Raw genomic sequence first — 16,173 nt, forward strand, 5'->3', positions numbered from 1 at the left:
TTTTATGCACCCACACCTGATCAAGATCCTGAGCCTGTCGGCGTTGACCGCCGGCATCCTCGCTGCCAGCGCCGGCGCCCGCGCCGATGACGCGGCTGCCGAGGCCAAGGCGCCAACATTCAGCGCCGAGCCGTGCTGCAACCTGTGCCCGGCCGCCCACGACGCGAAGAATTACGTCACCCGCTACCAGCAGAACTTCACCACCCTGGTACAAGCCCAGGGCGACTGGCTGTTCCGCACCCAGGAAGACCTGCGCACCGAATTCAACACCACCCCGGAAGGCTTCCGGCGCATGAAGCAACTGCACGATGCCTTCCAGAGCAAGGGCGTGGAGTTGGTGGTGGTCTACCAGCCGACCCGGGGCCTGGTGAACCGCAACAAACTCAACCCCGAGCAGAAGGCCCGCTTCGACTATGACAAGGCGCTGAAAAGCTACCAGGGCATGCTCGGCCGTTTTGCCCAGATGGGTTATGTGGTGCCGGACCTGTCGCCGCTGACCAACGAACAGCTGCCCGACACCCTGCCGGCCCATGACTTCTACTTCCGTGGCGACCAGCACTGGACCCCCTACGGCGCCCAGCGCACGGCGAAGATCGTGGCGGAAAAAGTCAAACAGATGCCGGCCTTCGCCGACATTCCCAAGCGTGAATTCGAGACCCACAAATCAGGGCGCATGGGCAAGACCGGCACCCTGCACAACATGGCCGGGCAACTGTGCGGCACCAGCTACGCGGTGCAGTACATGGACCAGTTCACCACCGAGCCCAAGGGCGAGGCCGGCGATGGCGACCTGTTCGGCGATTCCGGCAACCCGGAAATCACCCTGGTGGGCACCAGCCACAGCGGCAAGAACTACAACTTCTCGGGCTTCCTGCAGCAGGAACTGGGCGCCGATATCCTCAACGTCGCCTTCCCCGGCGGTGGCCTGGAGGGCTCGATGCTGCAGTACCTGGGCAGCGAAGAATTCCAGAAAAAGCCGCCGAAGATCCTGATCTGGGAATTCTCTCCGCTGTATCGCCTGGACCAGGAAACCATCTACCGGCAGATGATGGCGCTGCTCGACAACGGCTGCGAAGGCAAAGACGCCCAGCTCAGCGGCAGCACCACCCTCAAGCCCGGCAAGAACGAGCTGATGGTCAACAGCAAGAACATGGACCTGCGCAACAGCAGTCATCAGGTCGATATCCGCTTCGCCGACACCTCGGTGAAAACCTTGCAAGCCACCCTCTGGTACATGAACGGGCGCCACGAGGACATCAAGATCGAAAAACCGGAAACATCCGACACCGATGGGCGTTTCGCCTTTGAACTGCGCACTGACGAAGACTGGGCCTCGCAGAATCTGCTGGCGGTCGAAGTCCAGGGCCCCGAAGCGGGCACCGCAGGACAGAAAGTCGAAGCGAAAATTTGCAAACGCAACGTATTCCCGAGCGCCGGGCAACGCACCGCGCAAATCGGGCAATGAGGTTTCTATGCAAACTGCAACGCTGAAAAAACTCCTGACACCGACCCTGCTCAGCCTGGCGATGTTCGCCGGCAGCACCCAGGCCGCCGCCCCGCTGCGTCCGCCCCAGGGCTACTTTGCGCCGGTGGACAAGTTCAAGACTGGCGACAACAGCGAAGGCTGCGATGCCATGCCCGCGCCCTATACCGGCGCCCTGCAGTTTCGCAGCAAGTACGAAGGCTCGGACAAGGCCCGTTCGACCCTGAATGTGCAGTCGGAAAAAGCCTTCCGCGACACCACCGCCGACATCACCAAGCTCGAGCGCGGCACCAGCAAACGGGTGATGCAGTTCATGCGTGACGGTCGTCCGGAACAGCTGGAATGCACCCTCAACTGGCTGACCTCCTGGGCCAAGGCCGACGCGCTGATGTCCAAGGACTTCAACCACACCGGCAAGTCCATGCGCAAATGGGCCCTGGGCAGCATGGCCTCGGCCTATATCCGCCTGAAGTTCTCCGACTCCCATCCCCTGGCCGCCCACCAGCAGGAAGCGCAATTGATCGAAGCCTGGTTCAGCAAGATGGCCGACCAGGTGGTCAGCGACTGGGACAACCTGCCGCTGGAAAAAACCAACAATCACTCGTACTGGGCCGCCTGGTCGGTGATGGCGACCTCCGTCGCCACCAACCGCCGCGACCTGTTCGACTGGGCCGTCAAGGAATACAAGGTCGGCGCCAACCAGGTCGACGCCGACGGTTTCCTGCCCAACGAACTCAAGCGCCAGCAACGCGCCCTGGCCTACCACAACTACGCCCTGCCGCCGTTGGCGATGATCGCCAGCTTCGCCCAGGTCAACGGGGTGGACCTGCGCCAGGAAAACAACGGCGCCCTCAAGCGCCTGGGTGACCAGGTGCTGGCCGGGGTCAAGGACCCGGATATTTTCGAGAAGAAGAACGGCAAGGAACAGGACATGACCGACCTCAAGGTCGACTCCAAATTCGCCTGGCTCGAACCCTTCTGCAGCCTCTACACCTGTGGCCCGGAGGTGCTGGAACGCAAGCACAAGATGCAGCCGTTCAAGACCTTCCGCCTCGGCGGCGACTTGACCAAGGTCTATGACCCGTCCCATGAAAAGGGCTCTTGAAACGGATGCCGGTCGAGCGCGGGTGCGGCCAGGGAGCTGACTCCCTGGCTACATGAAGTCTTTGCAACAGGGTAACAACCCAACCGTTTTCCAACGGGGGGGGTTTGGGGGGGCTGCGGCCTCTGTCTATTGGTTAAACACGGAGAGATCGGGATGGTTTTCTCATCCAATGTGTTCCTGTTTCTGTTCTTGCCGATCTTTCTCGGCTTGTACTACTTGAGCGGGCAACGCTATCGCAACTTGCTGCTGCTGATCGCCAGCTATGTGTTCTATGCCTGGTGGCGCGTGGACTTCCTGGCGCTGTTCGCCGGCGTCACCCTGTGGAACTACTGGATCGGCCTCAAGGTGGGCGCCGCCGGTGTGCGCACCAAACCCGCCCAGCGCTGGCTGCTGCTCGGGGTCGGGGTCGACCTGTGCATCCTCGGCTACTTCAAATACGCCAACTTCGGCGTGGACAGCATCAACGCGATGATGACCTCCTATGGTCTGGAGCCGTTCATCCTGACCCACATCCTGTTGCCGATCGGGATCTCGTTCTACATCTTCGAGTCCATCAGCTACATCATCGACGTCTACCGCGGCGACACCCCGGCCACTCGCAACCTGATCGACTTCGCGGCGTTCGTGGCGATCTTCCCGCACCTGATCGCCGGCCCCGTGCTGCGCTTTCGCGACCTGGCCGACCAGTTCAACAACCGCACCCACACCCTGGATAAATTCTCTGAAGGCTGCACGCGCTTCATGCAGGGTTTTATCAAGAAGGTGTTTATCGCCGACACCCTGGCGGTGGTGGCCGACCATTGCTTCGCCCTGCAGAACCCGACCACGGGTGATGCCTGGCTCGGCGCCCTGGCCTACACCGCACAGCTGTATTTCGACTTCTCCGGCTACAGCGACATGGCCATCGGCCTGGGATTGATGATGGGTTTCCGCTTCATGGAAAACTTCAAGCAGCCCTACATCAGCCAGTCAATCACCGAGTTCTGGCGGCGCTGGCACATCAGCCTCTCCACCTGGCTGCGGGACTACCTGTACATCACCCTGGGCGGTAACCGCAAAGGCACCCTGACCACCTACCGCAACCTGTTCCTGACCATGCTCCTGGGCGGCCTGTGGCACGGGGCGAACATCACCTACATCGTCTGGGGCGCCTGGCACGGCATGTGGCTGGCGATTGAAAAAGCCATTGGCCTCAACACCTCGCCGCGCAGCTTCAACCCGATCCGCTGGGCCTTGACCTTCCTCCTGGTGGTCATGGGCTGGGTGATCTTCCGCGCGGAAAACCTGCACGTGGCCGGACGCATGTACGGCGCCATGTTCAGCTTTGGCGACTGGTCGCTGTCGGAACTCAACCGCGCCAGCCTCACCGGCCTGCAAGTGGCAACCCTGATCGTGGCCTACATGACCCTGGCGTTCTTCGGCCTGCGGGACTTCTACCGCAACCGTCCGCCCGTCAAGACCCAGCCTGAAGTCAGCACCGCCAGCGATGGCCCGGCCGCCGCCCAGCCCGGCCTGATCAAGGCTGTGCCTGGCGACAACCCCGGCAGCATCCACCAGCCGGGTTACATCGTGGGCACCGACGCCCAGGTGCAACCGGCCTATTGGACTGCCGACTGGCCGCGCTACCTGATGCGCACCCTGGTGCTGCTGCTGTTTATCGCCTCGATTCTCAAACTCTCGGCGCAAAGCTTCTCGCCGTTCCTTTACTTCCAGTTCTGAGGGATCTGCCCATGACCCGCTCATTACGCATTTTCTATATCGCCCTGTTCCTGGTGACCCTGATGGTCCTGGGCCTGTGGTCGGTGCGCAGCTTCTTCAGCTTCAGCACCAACAGCGATGCCACCGTACTCAACGGACGCTGGACCAAGGCCGTGGAAACCCACTACGACAAAGAGTTCCCGATCAAGCGCCTGGGCACCAACCTCTGGGCCGCGCTGGACTTCAAGCTGTTCAACGAAGGTCGTCCGGGCGTGGTCCTGGGCCGCGACCAGTGGCTGTACAGCGATGAAGAATTCAACCCCATCGTCAACGAAGAACTGAACCTGCAAGGCAACTACGCCCTGGTCGAAGGCGTGCGCCAGACCCTGAAGGCCAAAGGCGTGAAACTGGTGATGGCGATCGTGCCGGCCAAGGTCCGCCTGTACCCGGAACACCTGGGTGACGTGCAGCCGGCGAGCATCCACGCCAACCTCTACCAGGACTTCCACGCCCGGGTCGCGGCCGACAAGATCCTCGCCCCCGACCTGCTGGGCCCGCTGCAACAGGCCAAGCAACAGGGTGAGCAAGTGTTCCTGCGCACCGACACCCACTGGACCCCGAGCGGCGCCGAAATCGCCGCCCGGCAACTGGCCAAGGCGATTGCCGAAAAAGCCCCGCTGAGCGGCCAGCCGCAGCGCTTCGTCACCGAAGCCGAGCAGACCGTGGAGCACAAGGGTGACCTGCGCCTGTTCCTGCCCCTGGACCCCTTGTTCGAAAACCTGATGCCGGCCCAGGAGCCGCTGCAAAAACGCGTGACCCGCGCCGCCGACGACCAGCCGGCCGCCGACGATGCGCTGTTCGCCGACAACCAGGTCCCGGTGGCGCTGATCGGCACCAGCTACAGCGCCAACCCCAACTGGAACTTCGTTGGCGCACTGAAGCAGGCGTTGCACAGCGACGTGGTCAATTACGCCGAAGACGGCCACGGCCCGATCCTGCCGATGCTCAGCTACCTGAAAAGTGACGCCTTCAAAAACGATCCGCCGCAAGTGCTGATCTGGGAATTCCCCGAACGCTATCTGCCTGTGAACAACGAAATCGGCGACGCCGACCCGCAGTGGGTCGCCGAGCTGAAAAAAGCCGGCGCCAGCCAACAAAACGTAGCTGCACTCAACAAATCCGAGACGCCCGACCGGGCGCAAAACTGAAAGAGAGGTACACCATGACTTTCACTACTACTCCGCGTCGTCTCGCCAAGGCCCTCACTCTGGCCGCCGGCATGAGCGTGCTGTCGATGTCCGCCTTCGCCGGCGACGCCGCGCTCTACGGCCCGACCGCGCCTAAAGGCTCGTCCTTCGTGCGTATCTACAACGCCAGCAACAGCGAAGTCAGCGCCACCGTCGGCAGCACCAACCTCAACGACGTCGCCCCGCTGGCCAGCAGCGACTTCAGCTTCATGCCCGGCGGCGACTACAGCGCCAAGGTCGGCAGCCAGACCGTGCCGGTCAAACTCGCCGCCGACCACTATTACACCCTGGTCAACAACGCCAGCGGCCAACCGCAACTGATCGAAGAACCGCCGTTCAAGAACAAGCAGAAGTCCCTGGTACGGGTGCAGAACCTCAGCGACAAATCCCTGACCCTGAAAACCGCCGACGGCAAGACCGATGTGGTCAAGGCCGTGGCCGCCAAGGGCCGCGGCGAGCGCGAGATCAACCCGGTCAAGGTCAGCTTCGCCCTGTACGACGGCGAGAAAAAAGTCAGCGACCTCAAGCCCGTGGCCCTGGAGCGCGGTGAAGCCGCCGTGCTCTACGTCACCGGCAATGGCAGCAGCCTGTCGCCAGTGTGGGTGAAACGCCCCGTGTCGACGCGCTAAGCAGAATCTGTCGCCGCTGCCCAGACACGAGGCAGCGGCGACAACGAGACAAAAACAAGAGTGAAACGACAGAACGCAGTAGCTCTAACCCATACGATATTTGAAGGAGTAACAACATGATTCCGGTGATCTTGTCAGGTGGTAGCGGCTCACGTCTTTGGCCGCTTTCGCGCAAGCAATTCCCCAAGCAATTTCTCGCCCTGACCGGCGAACAGACCCTGTTCCAGCAGACCCTGGAGCGCCTGGTGTTCGACGGCATGGACACCCCGATCGTGGTCTGCAACAAGGACCATCGCTTTATCGTCAATGAGCAACTCAGTGCCCGCAAACTGGAATCGCAGCGCATCCTGATGGAGCCCTTCGGTCGCAACACCGCACCGGCCGTGGCATTGACCGCAATGATGCTGGTCAACGAAGGCCGTGACGAACTGATGCTGGTGCTGCCCGCCGACCACGTGCTGGACGACCAGAAAGCCCTGCAGCGCGCCCTGGCCCTGGCCACCGTGGCCGCCGAGCGTGGCGAGATGGTGCTGTTCGGCGTACCGGCCACCAAACCGGAAACCGGTTATGGCTACATCAAGTCCAGCAGTGATATCCACCTGCCCGAAGGCGTGAGCCGGGTCGCCCAGTTCGTCGAAAAACCCGACCACAAGCGCGCCACCGAATTCGTCAAGGACGGTGGCTATTTCTGGAACAGCGGCATGTTCCTGTTCCGCGCCAGCCGCTTCCTCGAAGAGCTGAAAAAACACGATCCGGACATCTACGACACCTGCCTGCTGACCCTGGAGCGCAGCGTGCAGGACGCCGACACCGTGGACATCGACGAAGCGACCTTCGCCTGCTGCCCGGACAACTCCATCGACTACGCCGTGATGGAAAAAACCCAACGCGCCTGCGTGGTGCCGCTGAGCGCCGGCTGGAGCGACGTGGGTTGCTGGTCGTCGCTGTGGGACGTGCATGAAAAAGACGCCAACGGCAACGTCAGCAAAGGCGATGTGGTGATCCAGGACAGCCACAACTGCATGATCCATGGCAACGGCAAACTGGTGTCGGTGATCGGCCTGGAAAACATCGTCGTCGTCGAAACCAAGGACGCCATGATGATCGCCCACAAGGACAAGGTCCAAGGCGTGAAACAGATGGTCAACACCCTCAACGAACAGGGCCGCAGCGAAACCCAGAACCACTGCGAGGTCTACCGTCCGTGGGGCTCCTACGACTCGGTGGACATGGGCGGACGCTTCCAGGTCAAGCACATCTCGGTCAAGCCGGGTGCCTGCCTGTCCCTGCAAATGCACCACCACCGCGCCGAACACTGGATCGTGGTCAGCGGCACCGCCGAAGTCACCTGCGACGAAAACGTGTTCCTGCTCTGCGAAAACCAGTCGACCTACATCCCCATCGCCTCGGTCCACCGCCTGCGCAACCCAGGCAAAATCCCCCTGGAAATCATCGAAGTGCAATCGGGCAGCTACCTGGGCGAAGACGACATCGAACGTTTTGAAGACATCTACGGCCGCTCCACCCCGGTGGAACGTGGCGTGTCGGTCAAGACAATCGCGCAGTAAGCGCAGCGGAAAGCTTCAAGCGGCAAGCTGCAAGTAAAAGCGGATCGCCGTTGTCAGCAATACCTTCAACCCTCTGGTCCATTGCCTGCGTCCCCTATCCGCAGGCAATGGGCCAGGGGGATTTTTTTGAGGGGGCCTGTAGCCGCCGCCGCCAGGCTGCGCTGGCCTTTGAATACGCCGTGATGTGTCAGGTGTATTGGTGGCGTGATTGATGGCCAGCGCAGCCTGGCGGCAGCGGCTACAGGTGTAGCGTCACGCTACAAATATCGGGTTGACCGCCCCAGCGGGCCTCCCTATCCTCGCGCCTGTCACGACTCATTCGTGATCGGGTTTGACGGCTCGGCAACACTTTCAGGACGCATAGTTCCTCGACTCTGCTTGCGCTCTTCTGCGCTCGCAAAAAGTCTTATGGCGACTGTGCGTGGGGCATCTTCGGATGCGCCGGGTTCCTGAGACCGGTCCGTCAACCTGCGTACAGTTGCCACCCCATTCGTTTGACGGCGATCCAGTGGCAGCTCTATTTATTTCAGGAGCAACACACCATGACGGACCGCATCGCGCTAACCAGCAACGAATCCTCCACTCCCACCCTGTTCATCGACACCCGCGCGCCCCTGGACGAACTTCACGCCAGCGCCGCCTACCGCATCCTTGCGGTCACCCAGTTGATGGAAAGCATCGTCCATATGGACAACCGTCAAGCCGACGCCACCGACCTCTCACAAATCGCCCACGCCAGCGTCATCCTCCTGCGCGATGGATGCGATCTGCTGGACGTACTGGGTCGGCGTATTCGTGGCAGCCAGCACCTGAGCTGACACCCACACCACCCGCCCCCACCCAAGCACCGCCCGGTAGGGCGCGCCAACAGGCGTTTGATCTTGATCCACCCGCCCCTTCGGCAGGCCGAGTGGAGGTGTTCATCAGGGGAATGGCGCGTAGCGCCCCTCGACGCAGTCGATGACATCGCTAGTAGCGATGCCCCCTGAGGGACGCCGGAACGAGGGAACCCGAGCGCAGCGAGGGCCGTACGCTCGGGGCGAGACCTTTTGGTTACTTTTGGCTGGGCCGGCATTCCGGGCGTTTGCCAAAAGTACCTCGCCGTAAGGGCGAAACCCTAAGCCGCCGTTACCGCAGCAACGGATATGCACCCAATCCGCAAAAAACCAGGCCGGCTAGCAGACCGCCCCGAACAAAACAGCAGCACACATCCCAGCCCTGGACACCGAGCGCTTAAAACTGCGCATGAACATCCGCAAGCGTCTCAAAGATCTCCTTCCCATCAGCCGCCAAAATACCCAGCTCAGCAAACACCGCTTCCCAATTGCCCAACGCCTCCAGCGTCTGATCAATGTAGTCATCCGGCTTGAGAAACTTATAGTCCGCACACAAGCGCCTGATCGCCGCCCTCGACGGACGCCCCTGGCCATCGAACGCGGTGGTGTGCTCACCCATGCCGGTAGAGAAGGTCAGGTCGTACGCGGGCGCCAGCACCCACTGCCCGTCCTGATTGCCTTGCCTCTCTTCGTACAGAAAAGCGAAGTTCTTCGCGTGATCGTCGTAGTTGTGGGCCAAGCCGTTAAACACCATGAGCCGGGCCATTTTCTCCACTTCCTTGGCGCTCCTGGTCAGGGCGAACGTCAACCTCAGCAAGTCCTTGTAGTCCAGGCACGGAACTCTGAAGTCCGCATGCAAAATCCCGGCGGCGGTCATCATGTGCACTTTCTGATTGTGCTTGCGATCAAAGCGCCGGGTGGCAAAGAAACGCTCGTTCCAGCCCTGCTCCGAGGGCACGGTGATGAGCTCGCTGTGAGCCATATCGACTCCAGCGGCGCGGGCCATGCGGGCGTAGGCGCATTCAATCGCGCCCATGGACCAGGGTTCCTCAAGGGACCTGAATTTCACGATCCAGTGCGCGTAGCCCTCCGGCAAGGGTTCAAACGCCGAAACCACCTGGGACAGATCCGCCGAAAACGCAACGGCAGCCTTGGGCCGGGCGCCCCCCGGCGAGCCACCGGCAATCCGCAGCGCTTTCAACACCTCAACCGTCTCCCCCACCTGGACCTGGACCGATGCCTCATACAACGCTGAAAGGCTGATGGGCTCCCGGGCCACTTTTTCCGACATGGGGTAGTACTCGAGGGCACCCATCCCCCGGTTGCCGATGTAGGCAAGACGGTCGAGCTGAGTCAGGCCGTGGGTAACCCGCGATCCATACTCCGCGGTAAAAAAACGCCCCATCAACAGCAAGCCCCAACCGTCGGGAAGAGAATCGGCGAAGGCCCCATGAAGGCCCAGAAACAGATGGGTATCGGGTTGCTGCGGCCTCTCGTCGAAGGCCAGTTGGGGCGACAGGTTGAACCCCTGGGTCAGCCACTCCTTGGCATAGGTGAAGTAAGTGCCTTGGCGGTTCCAGCTAAGCAGCCCCACCTGACGGCCATGCATGAAGACGCCCAACTCTTCGATCGGCTTGTACTTCTTGATGCCTCGTTCAGTCATCGGGTGCCCCTCTGGCGTTTTGAGTTTTGCAGCTCAAACAGCGTGTTTGGCGAAGGCGGCTTGAACAACTTGAGCAGCGGATCAAGCTCATCCAAAGCCGCCGCGAGCAGGACCATCGACTCCAGGGAAATGGCTCCCTGCAGCTCAAAGCGCTTGATCGTCGACGCCGGCACCCCGGATTTTTCAGCCAAGGTTTTGCGCGACAGATTTTTTGACAACCTGAGGGCTTGGGCGTTTTTTCCGATCTCGGCCGTGATCTCGGACGGGGTGTACATAAAGCGAGTCAGTGACATAACTGAAAGACCTGCCCAAGCGAGTGGGCACTTAACTTAATATGGACAACCTGATATCCATTATAGGCGATTTATCGAAATAGAAGACCTTATATGGTCCACAAAAATCAGGCAGAGAGTGCTAGAGCAAAACGTATAAGGGCCATCAGCCTTCAAGCGGCAGGGAACTTTCCAGCCCCGACTCCGCCTGCGCGGTGTCGTACGCAGCCTGCGGCAGCGATTACAGGTCCGAGGCCTCTCGCCTACTCAAAATTTCTGCCTCCAATGCCCCAGAGGCGCCGCCCGGTAGGGCGCGCCAACAGGCGTTTGATCTTGATCTACCCGCCCCCTTCGGCAGGCCGAGTGGAGGTGTTCATCAGGGGAATGGCGCGTAGCGCCCCTCGACGCAGTCGAGGACATCGCTAGTAGCGATGCCCCCTGAGGGACGCCGGAACGAGGGAACCCGAGCGCAGCGAGGGCCGTACGCTCGGGGCGAGACCTTTTGGTTCCTTTTGTGGCGTTTGACAAAAGGGACTCGCCGTAAGGGCGAAACCCTAAGCCGCCGTTACCGCAGCAATGGATATGTACTCCAACCACATTCTCCCCACGCTACCGCTACAGCAATCCTTCCTGACACACCCAGCACCTATCCCGTCCAGCGCAGCCTGGCGGCCGCGGCTACAGACAGCGGATCGTGCAACCCCACGCGAATGCCATCCTGCTGCGTACACTGCTGGCGAATTCGAAATCAACAAATTGACGAGTTGTCACATTGACGCATTGACGCATAAAAAATAGGGAGCTAGCCTAAGGTCACTGAAAAACCACCCGCACGGGAGGGGAAAAATGAAGACTGCCATTGGCAAACCCACTCAACAGCCAATCCATTCACAAGAGGCTGCCAAGGCTGCACTGATGGAGGGTTTTGAAAACTTCCTGGACAACCTGTCTCAGCCGCTTCTTATGGAAATAGCCAACCATGGGGCAGAAGAAACCTATTTCGACGCACTTCAGGCACTCCTGAAAAAAGTCGGCACCCAACAGCTGAGCCCCCAGGTACGTAATCAAATTGCCTATACAAAAGGCAAAGCGCTTTCATTTGAAAACGTTAAGAAAACCTACGAACTGCTTGACTCTAAAACCGTCTGCGAAATCCTCGGCATCTCTCGGCAAGCGCTTAACAAGAGAGTCCAGGCCGGACAGGTCATTGCTTATACCGAAGGTACTCGTAAGCACTACCCTGCGTTCCAGTTCAAGAACAACGCCGTGATTGCAGACATTGGCAAGTTGACCAAGGCCATAGCCATCGACTCCAAAGAGGGTGCGAAAACCAATGTGCTTTTGGGTTATTTAGCCCAGGACATGGACTTCTCCAACCCAGGGGAGCCACAAAACCTGCAGCCTAGGTACACACTTCTCTCCAACAAGGATGCTTTTGAAATAATTGTTCGCGACTTCCAAAACAGATTGACCATGGGCAAGTGAAATCGGCGCCATTAAAGGGCCAACTCATTCTCACTCGATTGGAACCCGCATGCGATTCAACAACTCACCGACCGTTTCCCCATTAGAAAGCACCACACTTCCCAACGACTGCTTACTCACTGCGACCAGTTGAGTAGGCCGGCCTTCAAACAACACCAGATTGCACCCCTCCAGGCTTGCCGTGATGGGATACACCTGCGAGGGATAGAGGATGCCGTCGACAGCAGGTTGCCAGCGCATGACAACGCCACTCAGGGTTTGCGTGTAGGCATAACCTTCATCGCCCTGTCCGCGCGACTTGACGATTGCGCCAAGGGTTTTGCCAGCGTTGCGAGCCAATGCCGCCGCATCGACCACCACCAACTGGCGAGTGGTTTGAAGATGGTGCAGTGACCTTTCCTCTACTTCGGACTGCAAAACAGGGCTTCCTGCCCCAGACCTTCCATGTTGCAACGTTTCCGCAAGTGCCACCCTATCGCTGAAGGAAACATAGCAGGTGCCGATTTTCTTCTGAGGATCGCCGTAGCGGGTGTCCGAATTGCGATTGTAATAAAGCGGGTCAGAATACTGTTGTTCTTGTACGCGATATACCGACATTCGCTCAGCGATGAGCCTGGTTGGCAGATCGTGCATTGAAAGGGCGGCATGAACTTCCTGCTTAGCTACTTCGAACGTAGTCTTTTTCTTGGTCATCAATTATTGGGCCTCTAATAAGGTTGTTTTTTTGCACTGGGCTTTTCCATTAGCACGTTCAAAGATTGCTCACATCAATTGAAACGCCATGTAACCCTTATGCAGCTCATGACATGCGCCTGATTAAAACAGCTATCCAAGGCTGATCTTGGTGCTGATTCAATCTCAAAACCCAAGACCTTTCCAGACATTTTTATATTAAAAAACAATAAAAAAACTATGCCCACCAAACAATTACATCAATTAATACAGACAGCCAACTCCATGAACCTTGGGGGACACCTTAGTTAACAAAAAACCGCCCAGATTATTTGATACAAATAAAACCCAATGTTTTTTCCTGCTCTTATTTGATAAAAACCATCTTCACCCTGGAAACTTCTGGATAAGCTCTATGGCTGACCCTATAACTGAAACACCGTTAAACTTTCGCCCATTTGCAAAAGCCCCTGATCAAAGCCATCCCTCATCGCCAACCCCACCTACGCTTAGGTAGGATGTCCCCCTCTCTTCCCCGAGGCGCATGTCATGTTCATCGGCGTTCTGCTGGTCATCACCTGGTTGATCCTGCTCCTGCGCTACCCCGCCAAAGCCCTGCCCGTGTCCCTGGCGGCAGCTTTTGGCCTGGGCCTGGTGGCCTGCTGGGTGGTCTGGCTCGACAACCGCGAAGCCCAGCAACTGGCGCGCCTGGAACTGCGCATCGCCTACGCTCCCCAAGCCTGCCCGGCCGACCGCCCCTTGCAGTTGAAGATGAACAACGGCAACGACGTGCCCCTGATCGAATTGCGCTGGCGCATCGCCGCCTACGCCCCGGGGGATACGGTCAATCTTGCCGACAACCAGTACAGCGCCCCGCGCTATCGCGGCCCCGGCGAGTTGCAAGCCGGCGCCAACTGGGAAGACTGCTTGCCGCTGCCGCCTCTGCGCCCCGGCTACCGCCCGCAGACCCTGGAGTTTCGCGCCGAGCGTTTGCAGGGTAGTTTCTCCGACTGATTGCTCCCTCCCCTCTTCCAGCACAAGGACCGCGCCATGCCCGTCGCGTTGATCACCGGTTGTTCCAGCGGTATTGGCCGCGCCCTGGCCGACGTTTTCAAAAACGCCGGTTTCACTGTCCTGGCCACCGCACGCAAGGGTGAGGATGTGGCAGCCCTGCACGCCGCAGGTTTTACCGCACTGCAACTGGATGTGAATGACGGCCCGGCCCTCAGTGCCCTGGGCGAGCAGATCAACCAGCAGTACGGCGGCCTCGACGTACTGATCAACAATGCCGGCTACGGCGCCATGGGCCCGCTGCTCGACGGTGGCGTCGAAGCCATGCAGCGCCAGTTCGAAACCAATGTGTTCTCGGTGGTCGGGGTGACCCGGGCGCTGTTTCCGGTGCTGCGCCGCAGCCGGGGGCTGGTGGTGAATATCGGCAGCGTTTCCGGAGTGCTGGTGACGCCCTTTGCCGGTGCCTACTGCGCCTCCAAAGCGGCGGTGCATGCCCTGAGCGACGCGCTGCGCATGGAGCTGGCGCCGTTCGGCATCCGCGTGATGGAAGTCCAGCCCGGGGCCATTGCCTCAAGCTTCGCCCGCAATGCCGGGCATGAAGCCGAGCAACTGATCAACGAGCAATCGCCCTGGTGGCCGCTGCGGGAAGGGATTCGCAACCGGGCCAAGGCCTCCCAGGACAAACCGACCCCCGCCAGCGAATTCGCCGCCCACCTGCTCAAGGCCGTGCAGCAGGACTCGCCGCCGCGCCTGGTGCGGATCGGCAATGGCAGCCGTGCGCTGCCGCTGCTGGCCGCGCTATTGCCCAAGGGGCTGCTGGACAAGGTGCTGATGAAGCGTTTCGGATTGAGCGCCAGGCTCTGATCGTTCAACGCCGGCCATCATGCGCATGACAGCGTTGTGCGCAGCGCCGATGCCCGTAGAATGCGCGCACTCAAATCGCAGGGAAGCGGCACCTCAAGCACGGAACGGCTGCACCCCGCCCCTGCTCATGCCCTCCTGGCGTCCTCGCTTTTACTCGATTGAACCTCAGGGACTCTCCATTGAAATGTCGTAGCCTGCTGCCCTTGGCCATCTTCAGTCTGCTGGTGGGCTGCAATGCCGCGTCACCGGACGAGAAACTCAATAACTCCCTGCCGGACTTGAGCCTCGAACAGATCCTGCCCAAGGTCGAGGCCAACCCGTACTGCACGCCGGATATGGACAGCGAGTTGCTGCTCGGCCTCGGCAGCCGACTGAGCGATGAGGACGATCTGCTCTATGGCGCAGGCCGTACCTTGCAGGCCAGCAAGGAAATAAAAATGGCTCGCAGTTGCCTGATCATGGCCGCCCCTCGCTACACCACGAGCCTGTGCGTCCTGGCCGGCATTGTCGGCGCCAGGCAAAACGACTATGACAAAAGTGAAGCCTTCAACTACATCGCTTACGCCGCCAAGCACAATGAATCCTGCGCGGAAGCAGGCCTGGCCGACCTCTACAGCGTGGGCAAGCTGGGCATTGCACCGAACAAGGAATTGGCCATGGGCTGGCTCGAGCGCGCCGCTCGGCACGGCGACCAGGACTCGCAACAGGACATGGTGCGTTGGAGCCGCGACCAGGGCAATTTCCCGGTGGCCTATGCCTGGGCCAGGGTCCTGGATGATGCAGAAACAGTCGAGGCAGTGAAGCGCAAAATGAGCCCGCAGCAAATTGCCGAAGGCGAGCAGCACTACACCCAACTGCTCAGCCAACTCACGCCCGAAAAGGATATCAAGGAGGCGCTGCGCAAGATCGTCATCGCCATCAGCTCAGCGGATCTGTACTACAGCCACCCGCAGGTGTTCGAGGGCATGTCCCCTGTGCAACGGCGTGCGTTCGTGGCCCAGTTGGTGGACATGCAGGACCTCTACCCGCAGTTCCACACCCGTGGCCAGGTGATGGCCTACGCATTGATTGCCCGCAGTGTGCAAACTACCGGCCCGGCCGTGGACCTGTGGCAGGACCCGGCGCTGCATGCTTTGCTGATCAATGATGAGCTGAGCGTGGAAGAGATCGTCGCCAAGGCCAAAACCATCCTGGCCAAGCGCAAGCAGTAACGGCGCTAGTGACCGGCCCGCCCTCAAATGACCAGCATCGCGCCCAATGCCGTCAGGGCCAGGGCCCCCAGCAGCGCGATGATAAACAGCCCGTTCCAGGTATCGGGGATGACCTCGGCAGGGTTGCCGGGGTTGTAGAACACCCCCACCGTGTCGCCGACCTTGGATTTGGAAAACTGACTTTTGAAATCATGGGTCAGCAGCGTGCCGTCAGCGGTGACATAGGACACGGTTCTGGAGGAGATATAGCTGGTGCCGCCCTGCACCCCGACCATCCGCGAACTGGAAAAGCTCAGCACCTGGGCCGGCGCATAAACGCCGTTGAGCCTGAGGGCAAAAAAATCGCGGGACGTATGATAAATACCCAGCCCACTGCCCAGCACCATCAGTAAAAAGAAAAACTTCGCGATATATCGCACCTGCACACTC

At 60.0% G+C, this 16,173-nt stretch carries 15 protein-coding genes; 11 read left to right on the forward strand and 4 right to left on the reverse strand.

Features of this window, described 5'->3' with window-relative positions; genetic code table 11:
- Positions 1 to 4 precede the first annotated feature (4 nt).
- From AC19YX_RS20620 to AC19YX_RS20650, 7 genes are all read left to right on the forward strand, one after another.
- Positions 5 to 1,465 carry an alginate O-acetyltransferase gene (locus AC19YX_RS20620; RefSeq protein ID WP_421548006.1) on the forward strand — a complete coding sequence of 487 codons (1,461 nt, stop codon included), beginning with the start codon at positions 5 to 7 and terminating at the stop codon, positions 1,463 to 1,465.
- 7 nt (positions 1,466 to 1,472) lie between these two features.
- Positions 1,473 to 2,588, forward strand: a complete 1,116-nt coding sequence (locus tag AC19YX_RS20625; RefSeq protein ID WP_078469915.1) for a mannuronate-specific alginate lyase — start codon at positions 1,473 to 1,475, stop codon at positions 2,586 to 2,588.
- A 153-nt stretch (positions 2,589 to 2,741) separates the two neighbouring features.
- Positions 2,742 to 4,307, forward strand: a complete 1,566-nt coding sequence (locus tag AC19YX_RS20630) for an MBOAT family O-acyltransferase (RefSeq protein ID WP_201129558.1) — start codon at positions 2,742 to 2,744, stop codon at positions 4,305 to 4,307.
- An 11-nt stretch (positions 4,308 to 4,318) separates the two neighbouring features.
- Positions 4,319 to 5,494, forward strand: a complete 1,176-nt coding sequence (locus AC19YX_RS20635; protein ID WP_500606882.1) for an alginate O-acetyltransferase — start codon at positions 4,319 to 4,321, stop codon at positions 5,492 to 5,494.
- 14 nt (positions 5,495 to 5,508) lie between these two features.
- Positions 5,509 to 6,162 (forward strand): alginate O-acetyltransferase AlgF, encoded by a 654-nt coding sequence (locus AC19YX_RS20640; protein WP_020298391.1) that lies wholly within the window; start codon positions 5,509 to 5,511, stop codon positions 6,160 to 6,162.
- Positions 6,163 to 6,278: 116 nt separating this feature from the next.
- Positions 6,279 to 7,730, forward strand: coding sequence for a mannose-1-phosphate guanylyltransferase/mannose-6-phosphate isomerase (locus tag AC19YX_RS20645; RefSeq protein WP_078469912.1), 1,452 nt, complete (start codon positions 6,279 to 6,281; stop codon positions 7,728 to 7,730).
- Positions 7,731 to 8,272: 542 nt separating this feature from the next.
- A complete protein-coding gene (locus AC19YX_RS20650; RefSeq protein WP_201129555.1) occupies positions 8,273 to 8,548 on the forward strand; it encodes a short-chain dehydrogenase in 276 nt (91 codons plus the stop codon).
- A 415-nt stretch (positions 8,549 to 8,963) separates the two neighbouring features.
- Here the strand turns inward: AC19YX_RS20650 and AC19YX_RS20655 are convergent, their stop codons facing one another.
- Positions 8,964 to 10,229 carry a type II toxin-antitoxin system HipA family toxin gene (locus tag AC19YX_RS20655; RefSeq protein ID WP_500606883.1) on the reverse strand — a complete coding sequence of 422 codons (1,266 nt, stop codon included), beginning with the start codon at positions 10,227 to 10,229 and terminating at the stop codon, positions 8,964 to 8,966.
- Positions 10,226 to 10,522 carry a helix-turn-helix domain-containing protein gene (locus tag AC19YX_RS20660; protein WP_500606884.1) on the reverse strand — a complete coding sequence of 99 codons (297 nt, stop codon included), beginning with the start codon at positions 10,520 to 10,522 and terminating at the stop codon, positions 10,226 to 10,228. The genes AC19YX_RS20655 and AC19YX_RS20660 overlap by 4 nt, the downstream gene beginning before the upstream one ends.
- Before the next feature lie 825 nt (positions 10,523 to 11,347).
- On the opposite strand from AC19YX_RS20660, the gene AC19YX_RS20665 reads away from it, so the two are divergent.
- Positions 11,348 to 11,986 (forward strand): hypothetical protein, encoded by a 639-nt coding sequence (locus tag AC19YX_RS20665; protein ID WP_500606885.1) that lies wholly within the window; start codon positions 11,348 to 11,350, stop codon positions 11,984 to 11,986.
- A gap of 30 nt (positions 11,987 to 12,016) precedes the next feature.
- On the opposite strand, the gene AC19YX_RS20670 is transcribed toward AC19YX_RS20665, so the two are convergent.
- Entirely contained in the window at positions 12,017 to 12,679 is a 663-nt protein-coding gene (locus AC19YX_RS20670) for an RES family NAD+ phosphorylase (protein ID WP_500606886.1), read from the reverse strand.
- Positions 12,680 to 13,207: 528 nt separating this feature from the next.
- On the opposite strand from AC19YX_RS20670, the gene AC19YX_RS20675 reads away from it, so the two are divergent.
- The 3 genes from AC19YX_RS20675 (at position 13,208) to AC19YX_RS20685 (ending at position 15,744) form a co-directional block, all read left to right on the forward strand.
- Entirely contained in the window at positions 13,208 to 13,672 is a 465-nt protein-coding gene (locus tag AC19YX_RS20675; protein ID WP_078469907.1) for a multidrug transporter, read from the forward strand.
- 36 nt (positions 13,673 to 13,708) lie between these two features.
- Positions 13,709 to 14,533 (forward strand): SDR family oxidoreductase, encoded by an 825-nt coding sequence (locus tag AC19YX_RS20680; RefSeq protein ID WP_500606887.1) that lies wholly within the window; start codon positions 13,709 to 13,711, stop codon positions 14,531 to 14,533.
- A 179-nt stretch (positions 14,534 to 14,712) separates the two neighbouring features.
- Complete coding sequence (locus tag AC19YX_RS20685; protein ID WP_500606888.1) at positions 14,713 to 15,744, forward strand: sel1 repeat family protein; 1,032 nt, start codon at positions 14,713 to 14,715, stop codon at positions 15,742 to 15,744.
- Positions 15,745 to 15,767: 23 nt separating this feature from the next.
- Here AC19YX_RS20685 and AC19YX_RS20690 read toward each other — a convergent pair whose 3' ends face one another.
- On the reverse strand, positions 15,768 to 16,163 hold the full coding sequence (locus AC19YX_RS20690; RefSeq protein ID WP_500606889.1) for a DUF3592 domain-containing protein: 396 nt from the start codon (positions 16,161 to 16,163) through the stop codon (positions 15,768 to 15,770).
- Positions 16,164 to 16,173: the final 10 nt, after the last annotated feature.

It is taken from the genome of Pseudomonas sp. MF09150 (assembly GCF_059862355.1).

Bases quoted from the DNA above. Each gene is read 5' to 3' on its own strand.
- AC19YX_RS20620 (WP_421548006.1), top strand. From the start codon at position 5: ATGCACCCACACCTGATCAAGATCCTGAGCCTGTCGGCGTTGACCGCC.
- AC19YX_RS20625 (WP_078469915.1), top strand. From the start codon at position 1,473: ATGCAAACTGCAACGCTGAAAAAACTCCTGACACCGACCCTGCTCAGC.
- AC19YX_RS20630 (WP_201129558.1), top strand. From the start codon at position 2,742: ATGGTTTTCTCATCCAATGTGTTCCTGTTTCTGTTCTTGCCGATCTTT.
- AC19YX_RS20635 (WP_500606882.1), top strand. From the start codon at position 4,319: ATGACCCGCTCATTACGCATTTTCTATATCGCCCTGTTCCTGGTGACC.
- AC19YX_RS20640 (WP_020298391.1), top strand. From the start codon at position 5,509: ATGACTTTCACTACTACTCCGCGTCGTCTCGCCAAGGCCCTCACTCTG.
- AC19YX_RS20645 (WP_078469912.1), top strand. From the start codon at position 6,279: ATGATTCCGGTGATCTTGTCAGGTGGTAGCGGCTCACGTCTTTGGCCG.
- AC19YX_RS20650 (WP_201129555.1), top strand. From the start codon at position 8,273: ATGACGGACCGCATCGCGCTAACCAGCAACGAATCCTCCACTCCCACC.
- AC19YX_RS20655 (WP_500606883.1), bottom strand. From the start codon at position 10,229: ATGACTGAACGAGGCATCAAGAAGTACAAGCCGATCGAAGAGTTGGGC.
- AC19YX_RS20660 (WP_500606884.1), bottom strand. From the start codon at position 10,522: ATGTCACTGACTCGCTTTATGTACACCCCGTCCGAGATCACGGCCGAG.
- AC19YX_RS20665 (WP_500606885.1), top strand. From the start codon at position 11,348: ATGAAGACTGCCATTGGCAAACCCACTCAACAGCCAATCCATTCACAA.
- AC19YX_RS20670 (WP_500606886.1), bottom strand. From the start codon at position 12,679: ATGACCAAGAAAAAGACTACGTTCGAAGTAGCTAAGCAGGAAGTTCAT.
- AC19YX_RS20675 (WP_078469907.1), top strand. From the start codon at position 13,208: ATGTTCATCGGCGTTCTGCTGGTCATCACCTGGTTGATCCTGCTCCTG.
- AC19YX_RS20680 (WP_500606887.1), top strand. From the start codon at position 13,709: ATGCCCGTCGCGTTGATCACCGGTTGTTCCAGCGGTATTGGCCGCGCC.